General features: G+C 61.4%; 6 protein-coding genes. All 6 read right to left on the bottom strand.

Annotated elements, in window-relative coordinates; genetic code table 11:
- Nucleotides 1–2 precede the first annotated feature (2 nt).
- The 6 genes from PMI18_RS14055 to PMI18_RS14075 all read right to left on the bottom strand — a co-directional run bounded on the left by PMI18_RS14055 (nucleotide 3) and on the right by PMI18_RS14075 (nucleotide 19,023).
- The gene (locus PMI18_RS14055) at nucleotides 3–1,811 is read right to left on the bottom strand and encodes a DUF2341 domain-containing protein (protein WP_007901240.1); all 1,809 of its coding nucleotides are present in this window, start codon (nucleotides 1,809–1,811) and stop codon (nucleotides 3–5) included.
- A 19-nt stretch (nucleotides 1,812–1,830) separates the two neighbouring features.
- Complete coding sequence (locus PMI18_RS14060; RefSeq protein ID WP_007901238.1) at nucleotides 1,831–3,426, bottom strand: ShlB/FhaC/HecB family hemolysin secretion/activation protein; 1,596 nt, start codon at nucleotides 3,424–3,426, stop codon at nucleotides 1,831–1,833.
- A 53-nt stretch (nucleotides 3,427–3,479) separates the two neighbouring features.
- Entirely contained in the window at nucleotides 3,480–4,091 is a 612-nt protein-coding gene (locus PMI18_RS14065; protein ID WP_007901236.1) for a transposase, read from the bottom strand.
- A 316-nt stretch (nucleotides 4,092–4,407) separates the two neighbouring features.
- The gene (locus tag PMI18_RS0129585; protein ID WP_157221680.1) at nucleotides 4,408–4,839 is read right to left on the bottom strand and encodes a hypothetical protein; all 432 of its coding nucleotides are present in this window, start codon (nucleotides 4,837–4,839) and stop codon (nucleotides 4,408–4,410) included.
- A 483-nt stretch (nucleotides 4,840–5,322) separates the two neighbouring features.
- Nucleotides 5,323–5,682, bottom strand: a complete 360-nt coding sequence (locus PMI18_RS14070; protein ID WP_007901234.1) for a DUF6124 family protein — start codon at nucleotides 5,680–5,682, stop codon at nucleotides 5,323–5,325.
- Between the two features lie 720 nt (nucleotides 5,683–6,402).
- On the bottom strand, nucleotides 6,403–19,023 hold the full coding sequence (locus tag PMI18_RS14075; RefSeq protein ID WP_007901232.1) for a filamentous haemagglutinin family protein: 12,621 nt from the start codon (nucleotides 19,021–19,023) through the stop codon (nucleotides 6,403–6,405).
- Nucleotides 19,024–19,133 lie beyond the last annotated feature (110 nt).

Raw genomic sequence — 19,133 nt, 5'->3', positions numbered from 1 at the left:
CCTCAGGCCGGTACGGATGCGTGGGTGTGATTGCCGCGGCGATGGGCCGCTTCACTGGACTGGCTTTCGCCGTGCATCTCCGCCAGACGGGTGATGAACTCATCGACGAATACCCGCATGTCGGCGCTGACTTCCTTGTTGCGGGTGATCAGCCGGTTGTAGCCAAACAGCGCCGGGATCGCGACGAACAGGCCCATGGCGGTGGCCAGCAAGGCGGCGGCCATGCCCGGGGCGATGGCGTTGATGTTGACGTCGCCGGCCATGGCCGTGCCGAGGAACACCACCATGATCCCCAACACCGTGCCGAGCAGGCCGATGTACGGGCCGCCGGCGATGGCGTTGGACAGGGTCGAGAGTTTTGAACTGAGCGCCTGATTCTCGCGGGTGCGCACGCCATCCATGGAGCAGCGAATCGCTTCGATGGTCGCGGCCGAGACCGACGAGGTGTCGGCGCCCTGCTCGCGGCGGGTGCGGATTTCCTTGACCGCTACCTGATACAAACGCCACAAGGACGAGTGCTGCAAACGTTGGGCGAGGTCCTGATCGTCGGCGAACATCTCCAGGCGAGTACCGACCTTGGCGAACTGCTCGCGGAATGCTTCGTTGGCGGCGCTGAGGCGGCTGACCATGCGGTTCTTGCGGATCATGATGACCCACGACTGGAACATCATCAGCACCAGCACCGCGATGATCACCCAGGCGTCCATTGGCACGGCGTTGAGCAGGAAACCGAGGCTGCCGAAGCCGTAACCCGACTGTTCTTCATCGACGCCGTAAGCCAGCAATTTCGACTCGGCGCCCTGGGAGTTGGCGTCTGCCAGCAACTGCGCGGCAGGCCGGACGACCTTGGACAAACGCAGCTCATCGATGGCACCGCTGAAGGGCTGATAAGTGCCTGCGGTTTCGCTCGGCAGATCGGCACCGATGGCCATGACTGAATTGAATGCCGGCATCGCGACCGCAAGACTCGCGGTTTCACGGCCGTTGACGTACAGCGAGACCTTGCTGCCTTCGGCGGTCAGCGCCAGGTGCTGCCATTGACCGGGGTTCAACGGTTGGCTGGACACGGCGCGTTGGCCATCGATCTCCACGAACGGCATGCCCTGGCTCAGGCCCAGCAACAGACTGTTCGTCCCTTCCCGTCTTGCCAGCACCAACTGTTCACCGTTGGCTTGATCCAGACGCAACCAGGCGCTGAAGGTAAACGCACTGCCGGCGTTGTGTTGCAGTGATGGGCTGGCCGGCAGCAGCAATGGCTGGCCACTGAACTGCAAGGCCCGCCCCATCACGCCGTCGATGCTCGCGCCGGTAGCGCTTTGCGCGGTGTTGCCGTAGGCCGTGGTGTCCTTGGGCGGTGTACCGTTGGCGCCGTCGAAGTGATAGAGCGCGGTGAAATTCGGGTCGAAGGTCAACTGACCGTTGCCGGTGGCCGGGGCTTTCTGGTTGCCGTAATACATCCAGATGTCCTGCCGCTGGCCGCCCGTAATAACGGGCACATCGACCCAGATCAGCGCCATGCCCATCAGCGGATCAAAGCTTTCGATCTGGTGGTTGAACACGGTCTTGTCATCGGCGGCGACGAAGCGCAGGTCCGAACCGTCCTCCTTAACCCCATCGAAGGTGAAGTTGCCGGTGTGCAGGCGCACCAGCAGCGCGGTGCGACCCAGTGTCTGGTTGATCGCCGCGCCCTGGGGCGTGGTGTCCACCGAAATCTGCTTGCGGTAATGCCAGTCATCCTGCCACCAGGCCTGGGCGGTGGCCGGGAGCACGAAGCCCAGGCAGATCAGGAAAGCGATGAATAAGCGCTGCATGAAAAATTACTCCGTAGGTTCAGAACGTCGCTTGCAGGTTGAAGTGCAGGCGCGATTCCTGTTTCGAGGTGTTCGGCCCTTCGAGCAGCGGGTAGCCCCAATCCACGCTGCCGGACAGCCATTTGCTCAAGCTCGCGCGGGTGCCCAGGCCGACACTGGCCAGGGCGTAATCGGCATCCTGATCGGGGAGCTCGTCACGCAGGTACAACTGGGCGCCTTCGGCGAAGGCGTAGAAGCGCCATTCCTGGACGTAAGTGCCCAGGTACTTGGCGAGGGACGGCGTACGCAGCTCCTGGGACAACAGGTAACCGTCGTCACCGGTGCGCTCGGCGGCCAGATAACCGCGCACCGAGGTCGCGCCACCGGCGGAGAATTGCTCGTTGGAAACCAACGGCCCGGACGCCAGTTGGAACGCGGCTTTGGTCGCGGTCTGCCAGTCGTTGCCGAAGGTGAAGGTGTAGCTGGTGTCGCCCTTGAGCACGGCAAAACTGGGGCTGGCGCGGTAGCGTTTGTAGTCGAAGTCTTCGTCGGAGCTGCCATAACCGAACAGGCTGCGAGTGCCAGCCACCAGGCTCAGGCCAAGGCCCAATTGGGAGTTTTCGGTGTAGCGAAAGCCGTTATAGGCGAAGGTGAACGGAGCGTACTGCAGCGGCACTTTGTCGCTTTCACCGGCCAGGGTCAGGCGCTCGTCGAAGTCCTTGAAGTCGATGCCGGCCGAGAACGAGTTGGACCAGTTGCCGCTGGACGGCAGCGTGTAAATCGCCGAAATCCCATAGGAATGCCCCTTGCCCAACACGTTGCTGCCACCGATGGTCGCGACGTTGCTGTCGGATTGATAACCGGACAGTTGCAGGCTCCAGCGCTCGCTCAACGGCGCGGTGTAGGAACCGGACCAGACCTTGGCGTTGTCGGTGTCCTGGGGCGCGGTGAAATAGGTCAGCGAAATGCTGTGACCCAGTTGCCACAGGTTGTTGTAACCCAGGCTAGTGACGGCGCGCAGTTTCTCGGTGTCGGCGCTGTAATCGTTGTTCAGCCCGACGCTGGCCTGCCACGGATTCTGATCCTCGACCTGCAAGTCCACGTCCATGGTGCCGGGGCGCTGCCCTTCACGCACCAGCGGCATCACCTGCCGGCCCGGGGTCTTGTTGAGTTGCGCCAGTTCGCCCTGGACCTTGCTGAAGTCCGGCACTTCGCCTTCCTTCAGGGCCGGCACGTCTTCGCGAATATCCACCGGCGAATAGTGTTTGGCACCGACCACTCGCACCCGACCGACCTTGGTTTCGCTGACCTGCAGATAAACGATGCCGTCTTCGACCTTCTGCTCCGGCAACTCGACGAATACCGACTGATACCCTCGGGCCTGATAAACCTTCTGCAAGGCTTCGCGGGCGCCTTCGATATCGTTCAGGGTCTTTTGCGGACCGAGAAACGGGTACACCGCTTCTTCGATCGCCCGGGCGTCGAGCACGGTGTTACCGCGCACGAAGTATTCGTTCACATCGACCAACTTTGTCGGTGCAGCGGTTTCGGTATCTTCGGCGAATACCGGCTGCCCACCGGCCGCCACCAGCAGCCAGCCCCACAGCACCAGCCGTGACTTGAAAAGATGCTCCACACCACCCCCTGAATTCGAAATGACCGTCGCTGTTTGCCCAGCGTTCGGCCCACTCAATTGCTTGTTGTCGACGTCGCGGCGTGTTTGCCCAGCCAGGTGTGCAACAGCGCGAAGTTCAAGGAGAACTCGGGCATTTGCAGCAAGGCACCGCAGAACACTTCGCCAATGATTTTCTGGATCAACTGCACCGCCCGCGGGTTGTTCAGCAGCGTGGCGATGTCGCGGCTCAATACGTTGAAGCTCCAGACCTTCTGGTTCAGGTCCAGGCCGACGAACCAGCGGAACAGCAGGTTGTAATTGAGCTGTTCGTAGAGTTGCTGCTCGCTGGGCACCGAATAGAGCAACTGCAGCAGCAGGATGTGCATGACCGTTTGCGGGGCGATGAGCATGCCGGGCTCGGCGTTGAGGCCATGCAGGATGTCGCGGTGCTCTTCGAGCAGGTCATCGATTTGTGGACGCAGCAACACCAGTGAATGGCCCGGGGGGATGTAGCTGGACACTTCTTTCAAGGCGCCCTGCCAGTCATCCTGGGACACGATCCAGACCCACGGCGCGCCGTAGCGATAGACCGAAACCGGCTTCTTGCGCGCGGCTTCGACGATCTTCGACAGGCGCTGATCGAGTTCTTGCATGCCCACTTTCGAGTAGCGTTCCATAGTCCCCATTGCCTCACTCCCGGCTTCCCGCCCTCGGCTGGAAAAGTGGCCTCGCGGCCCCCTCAAGCGCGTTACATAGGCATGACCGGAATGGCGTTGTGCTACCGAACTTTTGTCATGAAAGCTTCATGTTGGAAGGTGGGATTGAGTGGTGGGGCTGGGGGACATACCAATGTATTGTGATAAAGATTTTTTCACACAAGTGTTGTATCAGGCAGCTCAACAAGTGCCCGATACAACAACAAAGCACTACTTACAAACTCCAAACAACTCATACAACACCCACGCCACGTGGAGCTTTTACATTTATACCCCAAAACAAACACTAACCATTAGCTAAATCAAAAGTCCCCGACACACTTAACTCTTCAGGCCTTCCCCCTGGCGGTGAGCCTTCATATTGAATCACTACCATATCAAACCTTCCAAAGATACGTGACGGCGACTCCGTCAACTCGATCTCGATCCAGCCCGATTTAGCCTTATACCGATAGTCAGACATGTCCGACCATTCAGCATACTCAACTTTTTCGAGGTCTTTAACTTCATATCTCCCAGTGAGATTTTTTCCCAACAAACCAAACCCCAGCTGCCTTCTAGGCACAATAGGCCCGCCGCGTCCCTCTTGAACAAAAAACTCAACACCTCCCTCTTTCACGTCAAACGATTTAAAGTCTTGCTTTAGCGGCCCACTTTTATCTACGTAAACCTCAAAAGAGCCGGTGGTATTTTTATTACTCTTAGCTTCCATATTCATCTTCAATTCACCAAAAAATGATTAATTCCCCTTCCACCAAAACATGTAGAAGGCGTTAATAACACCACCTCAGGAAACCAGCACCAGCACTTTCAAGAATGACGTTATCGCCTCCATTGATACACCTGCGCACTTTGACCGGCAACTGTCAAAGTTGACAGTTGACAGAAAAGCAATACGAGTTTTTTGTTCAAAAACAAACCCGCCAGTTATCAACGGATTTCGCCGCTCCAGATTTGGTTTTCGTGCGCGATTTTGAGGGTGGAGTATTGTTGGCGGGAGTTGCACTTGAGTGGTTCGAAGAAATGGAGCCGAACACGCTGTTGTGGCGAGGGGGCTTGCCCCCGTTGGGTTGCGAAGCGAACCCAAAACCTGCAACCGCATGTTTTCAGGTACTCCGCATATACCGGTTTTACGACTGCTTCGCAGCCGAACGGGGGCAAGCCCCCTCGCCACAGCAAGCCCCCTCGCCACAGGTCTTCGTTAGCCTCGCGGGTCGAGGTTATCCAGCACCCGGTTCACTGCCAGCTCCCCGAGCATGACCACGGATTGAATCCCCAACATCATGTTGCGATGTGGCATGTCCATCAATCCGGCGAACTCGCTGAGCATCATGCTCGCTGACGCCAGGGATTCGCAGGCGTTGACCAACAGGGTTTCGTTATCGACCTCGGCGCCGACATGGTAAATGGTGCTGGGCTTGCGCCTGGTGTCTTTGGGGATGTCCGGTTTGAGGTAGTAATCGAGGGCGCGGTCGGCGGCTTCGTTGAGTTTTTTCGAGTCGAGGGAGTCGTAGGGGGATGTTGGATCGGTTTCCGGTGGGTTGGGCGTCGGTTTGAACATAGATGAAACTCCTTGATAAATGGAGCCGCAGACCTATTGCTACCAAACATTAGGGTGGCGGCTGTACGCAGGTTGGTAGACCGGGCATCAAGGGAACCCAGCGCGTCCGAGGGCGCCCTGCGCACAACCGCCATAGCAAAACAGCAGACGAAAAAAAGCGTCAACTGCTTGAAACGTCGGCGTTGTGCGCCTTGATTAACCCGGGCTACCAAACCCGTTCGCTGTTTTTCAGCGACAGGCAAACGATAGAGCCCGGACCCAAGGCGCACAAGCCGGCGGATTCTGGCGTAGTCGTAGGCAGCGGCGCAAGGATGTGTAGCCTGAGTGAGTATCTGGAAGTGTCGTTTAAACAGTACTTGTTTAGCGGTCTGACATCGTGCCTTGTGGTGGCTGTGCCGGCCCCATCGCGAGCAGGCTCGCTCCCACAGGGGATCTTCTGTGTATTCACTTTTTTTGCGCACGCCGCAGATCAAATGTGGGAGCGAGCCTGCTCGCGAAAGCGGTCTGTCAGTCGCGTCCCTGTTGAATGGGCCGGCCCCATCGCGAGCAGGCTCGCTCCCACAGGGGGTCTTCTGTGTATTCACTTTTTTTGCGAACGCCGCAGATCAAATGTGGGAGCGGGCTTGCCCGCGATGGCGGTCGTGTAGTCAACGGGGAATCCGGCTATGCCTGGAGTAAAAAAAGGCGACCCAAAGGTCGCCCAAAATTACAACGAGAGTCCTACAAGGTAAGGCTGCCCCGCTCCTCCTCGGTCAACCGCTGCCGCGCCGACTCATCCAGAGCCCCGGCCCCCAACACCTGCACCGGACTGTTCGGGTTATACCCCGCCTCAGGCGCCCGGCTCGCGCCATCGCGGGTCGGTGCCAGTTGTTCGGAGCCGAAACTCAACACCTGCACGGTAAATACCGACGCCTGATTCTGCCGTGATGCTGCCTGCTGCTGACGCGCCACGTCCTCCGCCGCTTGGGTGGCCGACGACGCCGCGGAGCTGGCCGAGGTGATCGCCCCGGTGTTCACCGAAGCAGTCATCGGCACCCCGGTCGATTTGCCCTGGGTCTGGATGTTCGCCGCGTTCACCACCGTCAACGCGGCGATGTTGACGTTGCCCGACACCCGAATCCCCGCCTCGCCGGCATCGATGGTGCCCAGTGGCGCGATCAGGTCGATGTCACCCGGCGCTACCTCGGGAATCGGGTTCAACGTCGCGATCCCCGCCCCGGTGCTCGGCACCGATGGCGACAGGGTCACGTTGCCCCAGGTGTCATACAGACGCTTGGGCGGTGTGTAGACCACGGTGGTTTTCGAACCGCGACCGGCGTTGATGTCGCCTTCAGCGGACCAGCCCATGATCGAGCCACCGAACGTGGTCATGATCCGACTTTGGCCCAGCAAGATGCTGCCTTTGGCGTACAGCTGAATGTCGCCCTCGCCTTGAGTGATCACACCAGCGGTGGACGGCGGTGCAGTGCCTTCGATGCCGAAGATCTGGCCACCGCCCGGCGTCAGCATCTGTATGCCACCCCCAAAATCGGTGTGCACACCGGCACCTCCATACATCGTGATATCGCCCTTGTAGGTGATCGGATTCCCGGCCACGTCCTTCTCGGGGAACAACGCCGCAATTGCCTCGCGACCGCGCACGTAGCTGCCCTGACGCAGGCCGCCCTCTTCGTTGTACTCGCGGCCACCGGCCTTGAGTTCGGCGAAGTACACCTCACGGGCGAACACCCGGCGCTGTTCGGCCGGCAAGGCGGCATAGAAGCTGCGCGCCTGCTGCGGGGTGCCCATGAAGCCATAACGCGCGGCCAACCAACTGACCAGTTCGGTTTCGTAAGTCTTGGCGACTTTGCCGTCCTGACTGGCCAGCCCAAGACCGGTCTCAGCCAGATTCGCGGACGACAGATAAGGAGTGATGAAGCGATCGTAGTCAGGTCCACCGGCACCAACCCCGGCTTGCATCACAATGCTCGCCCCGGCTCTGGAATCCCCCGGTACCACGGCACCGATGCTGGTGACGCTGACCTTGTCTTCCATCAGCAGATTGCGCCCGGCGCTGAGTTCCAGTGTGCCGGGACCGGCGACGTTGAAGTTACTGTAGAGGATGTCGCGGCCGGCGGAGGCGATGGAGATGTCATTCGGGTTGTTGTGGATGAACAGGTTGCCTGCATGGGTATACGCCAAGGTTGTATCACCGCCCACACCACCACCGAGCCCGGTACCGCTGCTGACGATGTCTCGCCCGGCCATCATCCAGACCGGCCCGCCGCCCTCGTACCAGGTTTGTCCAAAGCGAGAATCAGTGGTTGTGGTGAAGGTAATCGCCCTACCGCTGCTGACCGCCAGCAAATCGCCGTTCACGGCGTAAAAACGCGCCGGGTTGGCATTAGCGTCCCCTTCACCGGCCGCGCTGTCTGCACCAAAGGCGAACAGTGGGAAGATGTTAGAGCCCGCCCCGTAACGATTGCCGGTTTCGGACAGATTGCTGCCGACTGTTCCTGTAGAGACAGTTGCCAAAAATGCAGGTCGTTGAGGTGTCGCCATCGCACTGCCGGAGGCACTCGATTGAGTGACGGTCAGATCACCGCCGTAGATGGAATCACCGGCCAAAAACTGCAATTCCCCGCTCGCCGACGGTGCGAGTACTAACGCAGGGCGGTGATTGCTCACACCACCACCGGTCCCCAGCTTGCTGGCTTCGCCATAGTAAAGACTGCCGCCGGCCGCAACCGCTCGCAGAATGGACGGGTAAACCACCGCCAGGTCCGTCTCCACACCTTGGGTGTAAGGCGTGAGATTACCGCCCGCCGCGAACAGATCGATGGCGGTGCGCTCTGTCCACAACGTGAACCAACTGAGCCCCAGCCCCTGAACGCCGGCGCCAGAGGTAAACGCCGAACCGCTCATCAACGGCGCACGCCCCGGATCCGCGACATCCTGCACCACCAGATCTCCCGGCGTCGACAGCGCAAACGTGGCATCACCGGGCATCAATGTCAGTCCGCCCGCCGCGAGACCACGGGTCGCACGGAAGACGTCATAGGCACGGGTTTCACCAGGAGACTGATCGTTCAACACACTGCCGTAATGCAGGTTGAGGCTGCCCATCGACGCGCTGTCGAGTTGAGCATGGCCGCGCAGGTCGATCACGGCACCATTGAGATGCCCGTCGACGATGGTGCTGGCCGGATTCACTGCGCCGCTGACGCGCAGGTCAAGATCGCCACCGCCGGTCAGCTGCACGCTGCCTTCGGCGGTCACCCGGCCGGTGCCGCCCACCGCTAATACCAATCCTTGGCTACGCGGGTTGATATTGGAATTGAATGTGCTGCCGGCCAGGCTATTCAATATTCCGGCATCGCCCCCCACCTGCACATTCAGATCGCCACCGCCCAGCGTGCCGAAACCGGTGAAGCCGACCATCTGATCCGCAACGCCGGCGGTCATCGCGGCGGTGTAACTGCCGAAGTTGATCCACCAGGCAGTCGGTTGTGCCGCGCCACCGGTCGCCACCCCGCCATTGCCCTGACGCCAGAGCCAGTTGCCAACGTTGATCGAGTCATGACCCCAATCGGTCGGGTTAGGTCGGCCGAAGTTTGAGGTGACGGCTGTTGTCGCGTTGCCAGTCAGGTCGCCACCGACCTTGAGCGTCAGGTTGCCACCGCCATCCGGGTACCAGGCGCGATAAACGCTGTCGGCACCGCCATTGACCAGTTTTTCGTAACTGCCGTTCTCATCGTTGAGCACCGTGCCATTGGCGCCAAGGGCCTTGGGCTGGTTGTACGGGTCGCCTGGAAAGGTAGGGCTGGCCGAGGTGCCGGCGGTGTAGACGCCGAACAATGAGTCCATGCGCAGGTTGCCGCCGCTCAACAGTTCGAGATCGCCGGTGCCGGTACGGATTACGCTGAATCGGCTGCTGCCGGGCTTGAGTTCATAGTCGACTTTGCCGGACGCCATGCAATAAGTCGGCGTATCGGCACAAAAGACGGCGACATCACCGACGAGGCCAGGATCCACCGGGTCTCCCGCGTTGACAATAATGCCAGCATCCGCAAGCTCCATTGCGGCCTGCGCGGTCCATACGAAGGCAGTCGCCGGAGCACAATAAGTCGGCGTATCGGTGCAGAATGCCGCGACGTCACCCACAAGCGCGGGATCCACCGGGTCCCCGGCCTTGACGATAATGCCCGCATCCGCCAGTTCCATTGCGGCTTGGGCAGTCCACACAAACCCCGCCTTGGGCGGCAACGCCTGACCAAACATCCCGTAATGACTGTCGGCAAGCCGCAAATCGCCATGGGCCGGATTGGCCTGCACCACCCGGCTATCCGCCGCCGTGGTGTCAGCCCCCGAGACCAGTCGCAACGACCAGGATTGCGAGCCGTCGGCCAGCATCGGCGCAATCGCCCAAATACCACCCTGACGACCCGCCACCTCTGGGCGCAACTGCACCGAGTCCACGCCGGTTGGCAATTTCACGTAGGTCCCTGACGGGATCAGCGAGCCTCGGGCCAGAACCAGGCTGCCATTGAGTTTCAGCGTATTGGCCTGCGCATTGCCAGCGCCCTCGACATTCGGCAGCGGCACGCCCTTGGGCCAGGTAAAGGTTCGCAAGGACGCAGCGCTGGTCAACAGACTCCCGGCGTCGAGTTGCGAGCCGGCGGCCAGGGTCAGGTTCTGATTGAGTAATGTGCCTGCGGCAAACAGGACATTGCCAGAACCATCGCGTATGGCGGCAGCCAGCACGGTACCGGCCGGCAATTCCAACGGCTGATCAAGAATCACGGCCACCGGCAAACGAGTACCGGCCGCCAACGTCACGCCTTTGATCGGCGCGTCATAGTTCAGGGTTGTCCCGGCCGGGAACGCGGTGTCGTCGGCCAGGGTGACGCCCGCGCCCGGCACGACGATATCGCCACCGGTGAAATCGATGCCGGGCAGCAGGACCCAACCTTTGTCATCCTGTGTCGCGGGCGGCGGTGCAAAACCGTCGTTGATGCTGCCGTAGATGCTCAGGTCACCACCGGCGCGCAGGGTCAGGCTGCCGGACTCGCCGGAGCCGTAAACGGAGGTCAATTGCGTGTGCGGATTGACGCTGGCGTAGCGGTAACCCGACAGGTCCAGATCGCCCTGCACCACCAGATCGCCGTCGGCGGTAGCACTGACAATCTCGACGCCCGGTCGCAGATGGAAGGCGTCGGCATAACGGGCGTTATTCAGCCCCGCCAATTTGCGCTGCATCAAGTCGTTGTTGGCCAGCGCGGCGTTGATGAACAGGGTGCTTTGCAGGTGCTTGCCGTCCAGATAACCCTGATCGATCACTTGATACGGTCGGCCACTGGCCGCCGGATCAGTGCCCAGCTGCGCATCGTCGTATTGCCAGATCGCGTTCAGCGCGATGGAGCGCGAACCCTGGATATCCAGATGGCCGCTGGCATCAATGGCGATGTCCCCATAGACCGGATCGGCAGCACTGAGGCCCATGCGCCGGGCATTGAGTTCGAGGGTGCCCCGGGCGCGACCGTCGTTCTGCCCCGGCAGACTGCCGACCACCACATCGGTGCCGTGACGCAGATCGATGCGCGCTCCGCTGGCCAGGGTCAATACGCCCTCGCGGGAGGTCAGGTCGATCATGGCGCGGTTCGGCGAGTCGATGATCTTGCCGTAACTGTCTACTCGCAGACGGCGGCCATGGGCATCAAGCAAGGCGCCACTGCCCAGGGTCAAGGCGTTTTTCGCCGACAGGCTAATGTTGCCGACCCGCTCGCCACTGGCGTCCACCATGCCATTGACCCACAGGCTGCCGTTATCCAGCGACACGGTGATGTTCGACGCCTTAAGGTCATTGCCCATGACCAGATCGCCCTGCTTGAGCTGGAAACTGCGCGAGCCAAACACTTCGCCCTGATTCAAACGCTGGTTGAGCGCCGCGAACTGCTCACTCAAATTGCCACTGCCACCCAGGCGCCGAGCCTGGATTTCGACCTCACCGGCCAAATATGGCATGTAGGTGCCACCGGCGTCGTATTCACCACTGCTGCTCCCCAAAATGCTGCCTTGCAGGTCGACTATTCCAGCCGCCGAGCCCAGTGCCACGGCACTGAGTTGGCCCGCGCGGTTATTGCGCGCCGACAGATCGATCCGCGAGCCGGCGTTCTGAAGAATGTTGCCGTTGCGGCTCTGCAAAATGACCTCACCGCCGCTGCTGTATTTGGTCAAGTCATTGAAGACAATGGCACGTCCGGCCACGTCAATCAGCGCGCCATCCGTCAGCGTCAAGTCGTTGGTAGCGTTGAGGGTCAGCTTGCCGCTGGGCAACACCACCGCACTCGCCAGATTGATGCGGCTGGCGCTCAATGACAATTCAGCCCCGAGGCCGACAGCGCTGGCTGCCGGGTTGGCCGTGCCGCTGACGTCAATGGCGCCGCCGGCAGTGGTGCGATTGAGCGAACCGGCTTCACCGGTCATCAACGGCGTGACAATGTTCAGGTTGCCGCCGCTGTAACTGAAACCCTTTTGCGCGTCGAAGGCGCCTTGGGTCTGATAAACCGCGAGACTGCCTTTGTGATTGGCGGTGATGCGCTCGCTGGCGCTCAGGTTGACGTTGGCAAAGCCCAGCGCCAGACGATCAAGGCTATCGACAGAATTGGGCTGGGCGAAATCGCCATAACCGAACTCGATGCGCTCGGCCTGAATCTCCAGGCGCCCGCTGCCGGTGCCGGCACCGCCGGCAATCACTGTGCCGGGTACGCCCTTGGCGCCGTTCCAGATCAGGTTAGAGGTGCGAATCGTCGCCACATCATTTGCGCCGCCGGCGCCATACATGGCCGGGGTGGTGAGCATCAGGTTGCTCAGCCGCGAGCGACCGGTCTGGGCATCGTAGGTGTCGAGGCTGGCGCTGCCGTAGAAATTCAGCGCTTCGCGGGCAGACAGTTCCAGCGTCTCCAGTGCCGGAGCGCCATACTCGGTGTCGCCCCGCAATAAGCGTTCAAGCACAGGCTGGCTCAAACTCAAACCGGCGGGCAATACGTTGCGCGTCGCGGCATCGGTCAATGCCTGGCTGCTGCCGACGTTGATGTTGCCCACGGCCAGAGTCAGGTGGCGGGTGCCGTAGCGCACCTGATCGCCCAGTTCCAGGGTCGTGCCCGTCGCCGCGACGAGGCTGCCTTCGGAATAAAGCCGTGTCTGCCCGGCGCAGAGGCTGTCGCAACCGCCCACGCTGATCGATCCACTGAGGGTATTGGGCGCTAATTGCACGTTGAGCAAGCCATTGGATGCCGCGAGCAGGTTGGTCGCCTGATAAATGAAGCCGTCCCGGGCATCAAACGACGCCGCGCCTCGGCCAATGGTATTGATCATCGCCCCCTGCTCTACCACCAGATTACCGTTACCGGTCACCAGGAAGACTTCCGGGGCAGAGAGGGTCGCACCCTGGCGCAGGGTAATGTTCGAACTGGCACCGATGCCGGTGAAGTTGATGTAGTTGCCGCCTTGGCCATACACCACGTAAGGCAGTCGCCCGACCATCAACCGCGTCGCCTGCAAGGCATTCAGGCTGTCGGCATCCAGCGTGATGCCAGAGAAGGCCGGGGTAGCCGGTTGGTCCGCGCCGACGATTTCCAGATCAACATTGGGGATGGCCGACAATGCCACGACAGTGCCGCCATACCCACCCGGTGCGGCGTCGAATTTGCCGGTGCCGTTGAATGAAAACGCCTCTTCTTTGGCACCCTTGAGCAGCGCCAGCTTGAGCGTTTTCGCATCCACTGGCAGCATCGCTCGCGGAACGCCCAACCGCGCAGCATTGGCCACCGCGAACTGGGCATAACTGGTTTCGTTGTATTGCGAGTAACGGCGCAACACATCGCCCGATGTCAGGATCAACTGACTGGCGATGCTGTCACGCAGTCCGGTATTGGCCACAGAGAGTGTACCGGCTGTGGTCCACGAACCATTACGCATCCGTTGCGCGCCAGCCACGCTGCCCAATCCCGCCAGGCCATTGATCTCGACCCGGAATGCCCCCGGCAACAAGGCATAGGTGGAAGGCATCAACGTGTAGGTGCCCGCTGCCAGCCCTGGCACTCCCGCACCAATGGTGACTTGTCGCCCGATCACCGGGTCGACTGCACCGCCTTCGGCGGCCACTGGTGCATAGGCACTCTGATTGCCCGGCACGATGGCATACACCGGGTTGGTGGCAAGGCCCGGCAAGGTAAAGCCACCATTGGCGCCGATTTGCACCAACGGGTTGTAACGGGCGTCGGTCGAACCGCCACGGCCAGAGATAAACCCGGCCCCCAACAAATCACCGCCACCGGACAGGTCCAGAACGGCCCCTTCCTGAGCCGTGATCGACTGCCCGCCCAAAATCACCCCGACCGTCAGATCACCGTTCTCGTTGAGCACGGATCCTTGGCCGACCAGTGCCACATTTTTGCCCCCATAGCTGTAGGCCTGACCATCAACGGTGCCGCCATAGGGTAATGTCAATCCCTTGCCACTGACGGAAGTGAGGCTGCCGGGGAGCAGCTCGACTTTCGTCGTTGCGCCGGACGTATTGACCACCGTTCCGACTTCAATCAACCCCAACGGCGCGCGCACGACGCCACCTTGTTCGATTGTCCCTGCACCCAATTGCAATCGACCGAAAACCGAATACGGTACATCGGGTGTCACGCTGCCTGTGCGACCGATGACCAAGGTTCGCGTCGGGTCATAGAGCGTCACTGACGTCCCCGCCCCCGCGTTCCAGCCATAACCGGCCAGCACCCGCGCGCCGACCCCGGTGGCCGGATACAACTGAGCAGCGCGCAAGGTCATATCGCCGGGGGTGATCAATTGCGTGGTAATACCGGTCGGCATTCCCAGCCCCTCAATGCCAGCGAGAAAGCGCAAGTCGCCGCGGCTGTTCAGCTCGATCTGGTCGAAGCCCTCGCGCTCGACGGTGACGGCAGACTCGTCGGCACGCCCGAACGTACCTTTGCTGCTAAAACTGATGCTGCCTTGAACATCCAGCAGATCGGCATTGACCGCGAACAGCGCCTGGTTGTTCGCCGTGGACACAGTGGCGTCGAGCAGTGGTCGGACGTAAACAGTCTTGTTTGGGTCAACCGGGGCAAGTATCCCAGCCAACAGCACATGGGGCGCGTTCAGCTCAACCCGGCTATTGGCCGCCGCGTCTTTGGCCAGGCCAATGCCCCGGGAATACAGGTTCAGGCTCTGGCCGGTGGTCAGCGCCACATCGCCGGCCACGCTCAACAAGCCATTACTGAGCAGCGCCACATTGTCGAAACCGCCGGCCTGGATCTGATCGACACCCAGTTGGCCGCGACCGTAGACCAGCGAACCAGCGGCGTCCTCAGGCGAACCTTGCACCGTGCCGGGCACATGCGTCTGGCTGAGGATCAGCTCACGAACCTGCAGCACCCGATCAGTGACGGTGGCTTTCAGGTAATAAGGGGTCTCAAGCGCGACCGATAAATTGCCACCCGCCGCCCCCGCGCCGCCCGCTTTGGCGTTAAAGCTGCCGTCCAGGTACAAGCCATTATTGGAGCCCAGAGCAATACTGCCGCCATGACTGGCCACCCAGGTTTTGCCCTGGCCGGGAATGTCCAGCAGCGCCCGGGCGCCCGAGGCTTCCAGGCGCGAGCCTTCGCGCAATACCACAAACAGGTCGGACGCCGTGGCTATCCCTGTTTTACTGTCGATCTGGCCTCCAATCACAATCTGGCCGCCGTTGCGCACCTGTCCATAGCCCTGGCCACGGGCATCAACCGCCGTCGCCGCGCGGGCCGCGACATCGATCAATGCCTGTTCACCAAGCCAGATGGAGCGGCCATGACCGATGGCGTTTACCGCGTCGGCCGCCTGCCCGGTGACATTCAGCCCGCCCAGCGAGACCTGCCCGCCCCAGGCATTCAGCGTGCCGTTGGCGGTCAGTTGGCCGATGCTGCGCAGGTTGATTGACTGGCCAGGGTCAACGCTGATCACTGAGCCTTGGCCGAGGGTCAACGCGGTAGTGGCCATGTCGGCAGGCGTGGATTGTGCGGTGCCGGCATTCAAGCTCAGGCTGGCGCCTTTACGCTGGGTCAGTACGCCTTTGAGCGGATTTTCCTGATACAGGGTCGGCAGCCAATGCTCCAGCGCCGTCGCCGGTTCCGCGCCGGTTGCCGTGCGCGCGGCATCTTCGCCAAAGCGATAAGCCGGCGCGATCACGTCCACCTGAGCGCCATCCGCGACGATCAAACCTTCATTGCCGGTGATGTCGTAGGCTGAAAAGCCTTTATTGAAAAAGTCCGCGGCCAACTGCAGCGTGTCGCTCGCAACGGTAGCGTCCACCTCGCCGATCTGCACCTTATGGGACTGGATTTTCAAGGTGCCGCCACCCGTTACGCCTTCACCGCGCAACCCGGCCCCCAGGGTCAACGAAGCCGATCCTGACTGACTGCTGTCACCCGCCGCCAGGGTCAGATCACCGCCCTTGCCGCCGCGGGTCTTGCTGTCGGCCATGACCGCGCCGCCAGAGGACACATCGATCAGGCTGCCCGCCTGCAAGTCGATATCGCCGCTGCTGCGCAACGACACCGTGCCGCCATTGAGGTACGGCAATCGCGTGCTGTCGCTGGCATCAAGCAGCAGGTTGCTCCACAGACCGGCGGTGTTCAGCCTCACGCCCTCGGCCACCGTTACCTGGGCCTTGAAATCACTGGTGGGTGCCAGGATCACATCGCCCACCACGAAGTTACTGTCGACATTGACCTGTTTGAGCACGTTGCCCAGACGAATGCTGCCACTGCGAGCGGTGAGGTCAGCGTTGGTGCTGACGTGCGGGGCATACAGGGTGATTTCGCCGCCGTCAGCCACGGAAAGGGGTGCATCGACCTGAACCTGTTGCCGGGCCGCGACTTTCACTACGCCGAGCTGGAAACCATTGAGCTGATCGCTGTCCAGTCGCAGTGTGCCCTGCCGATCACTGGCAACTACAGAGGTCAGGTCAAGGCCGGCGGCGATCTTCTGCTCGACATCGCCAATGAGCACCTGATTCAGGGTCGGATTCAGACCGCTGTTGAGCGAACCCGTGGTGGAGTCGTAAATGGGTGTGTAGTTGCCGACCAACAATTGCGCCCGTCGAGCCACGGCGGTTTGCGATTGCCGGTATCCGTCGAGACCGGAAATCGGGGCTTGCGTCTGGCGCTCGCCCTTGAACACTTCACCGACGATCTGCCCCTCGAGCACCGCGCTGGTGGTGGCGATCACCAGTTTGCCGGCGTCGCGGCCCACGGTGTAACCCTGCTCGTAACGTTGCTTGGGCGCGATCAGCGGGCTGTAGTAATAGTCGGTCTGGCCCCAGCGCTCGCTGTGATCTTCGTAACCGTTGTAGAGCCCGGAATAGAGAATGTCCCCCGGTGCGCGCGACAACTCATACAAACGGCCATTCGGCCCCTTGAGCCAGGATTGCTGGACGTACCCGCTCTGCACATCCAGCGTGCCACCCGACAGGTTGAGTTGCGCGTTCTGCTGCGTCACCACGTCATTGCCGGTGAAGGTCAACGTGCCGCCCTGGGCCATCCATTCGCCGACGCTGTGATTTTGCGTGCCAAGGTAACCACCCACTTCCAGCAAGCCACCGGCGGTGTACCAGCGATCAGTGGCGTAGCCGTTGGTGCCGGCGGCTACTTGCACCAGCTCACGTAAATCGACCCATACATCACTGTTGCTCAGTTTGCCGCTATCGCGGTTGACCGAGGCGTCGCGCTGCTCGTTGCCCTGGACGTTGATCTTGATGCTGTTGGATTCCATCGCCACTTTGACGCCGATGGCGCCGGACACATCGATTACCGCGCCCTCGCGCACCAGGCTGCGACGGCCGGCACTGACCGCGACCTGGCCGCCGGTGGCCATGGTGATCGAGCCGTTCTGGAAATCGACACTACCGCCACTGACGATCTCGACCCGCGACTGGTCGGTGCGGTCGGCAACAGCGCTGAGGTTGTTGAAGCGCCCGATATTCAGTGTGTTCGATAAACCGTCGAGTCCCGCCAGCGCCGCATTGCGCTGGCTGTCCAGGGCCGAACCGCTGGCGGCGTCGAGCAGGATCGCCGTGGTGCTGCCCTGGCCGAGCGTCACGCTGCCGGTGTTGTCGGTGGCCGAGTTGAGCAGGTGCACCGTGCCGCGAATATCGACCGACGTGCTGGCCACGGCCACGGCGTTTTGCTGCACTTGATGCCCGGTCAGGGTGATGTCGCCGGTGGACGCCTGAATCAGGCCGTTGTTGATCACCGTACCGGCGCTGCTGCCAGTTTTGAGCGCCGTGGCCACTTCGTTGCCACGGGTGGTAGAGCGTTGGTTGCCGCTGGTGCCGACACCGCGACGAATGTAAAAGCTGTCGCCGGCGGCCAACGTAGTCTGCCCTTTGGCAGTGACAATGGAACCGGCGTTCTCAACCTCGGTACCGAGCAGCAAGGTATAACCGCCCGCATCGGTGGACGATGCCGCCTTGTGGGTTTCGATCAAGGCACCGCGCTCCACCAGCACTTTACCGACGGCATCGGCGAAGGTCGGCTGACTGCCGGTGGCATCGACATACAGGCCGCCCTGATTGAATTGAGCATCAGTGATCGTCGCGGCAGCGGCCACCAGGTTACGCACGTTGACCTGGCTGGTGCCGCTGAACACGATGCCGTTGCGGTTGATCAGCATCACCGTGCCGTCGCCCTTGATCTGACCCTGGATCTGACTCGGGCGCGCACTCGGGTCGTTGACCCGGTTAAGCACCGCCCAGTTCGATTGCTGCTTGAAATCCACGGTGGTGTTGCGCCCGACGTTGAAGGTTTCCCAGTTGAGAATCGCCTTGTCGGCGGTCTGCTGGATCTTCACCGTGGTCTTGCCGTCGGCCTGGCTTTGCTCCGGCGCCTGGGCGTTGGCCCAGCCTTGGGTCAGGCTGTTGTCGACTTGCAAACCGCCCTCGCCCAAACCATCCGGCACAGTCTGTACCCGACCGAACGCAGCCTGCCGCCCTGCCGCTTGCGCGGCTTGCTGCGCGGCAATCGCGGCCACGGTGTTGTTGAGGTTGGTCAGCGAACGCTGCAACTGCTGATTGGCCTTTTGCTGCTGCGCCAACGGCGGCATGCCCGGCACTGCCGCCCCTGGCCGCGCTGCACCGGCAGACTGCGCCGCGCCCTTGGCGGCAAACCAACTGGAACTGAATGCAGTCGCCGCATGAGCACTGCCGGTCACCATCAACAACGCAATGGCCTGGGCCAGCGGCTTGAGCCGCAGTATCGACAGCTCGCCATCACAACGCGGGGCATTCGGTTTTGCCAGAGGTTTGCAGCGCAGCATCACTACTCATCCTTTCGATTTGCAGAAGGTCTGCAACGCCGTGCCATCAAGCGGCCAGCGTTGCTTATAGGGGATAGGCGGTTTCGCGAAGACGCGACTGAACTTCTGTC

Origin of the sequence: Pseudomonas sp. GM102 (genome assembly GCF_000282555.1) — a bacterium.
In the GTDB taxonomy this organism is placed as follows: domain Bacteria; phylum Pseudomonadota; class Gammaproteobacteria; order Pseudomonadales; family Pseudomonadaceae; genus Aquipseudomonas.
Note: the sequence above shows the minus strand (reverse complement) of the source record. Positions and strands in the feature narration are given on the sequence as shown.

Coding starts and splice junctions, on each gene's coding strand:
- PMI18_RS14075 (WP_007901232.1), bottom strand. CDS start 19,023: ATGCTGCGCTGCAAACCTCTGGCAAAACCGAATGCCCCGCGTTGTGAT.
- PMI18_RS14065 (WP_007901236.1), bottom strand. CDS start 4,091: ATGGGGACTATGGAACGCTACTCGAAAGTGGGCATGCAAGAACTCGAT.
- PMI18_RS0129585 (WP_157221680.1), bottom strand. CDS start 4,839: ATGAATATGGAAGCTAAGAGTAATAAAAATACCACCGGCTCTTTTGAG.
- PMI18_RS14070 (WP_007901234.1), bottom strand. CDS start 5,682: ATGTTCAAACCGACGCCCAACCCACCGGAAACCGATCCAACATCCCCC.
- PMI18_RS14055 (WP_007901240.1), bottom strand. CDS start 1,811: ATGCAGCGCTTATTCATCGCTTTCCTGATCTGCCTGGGCTTCGTGCTC.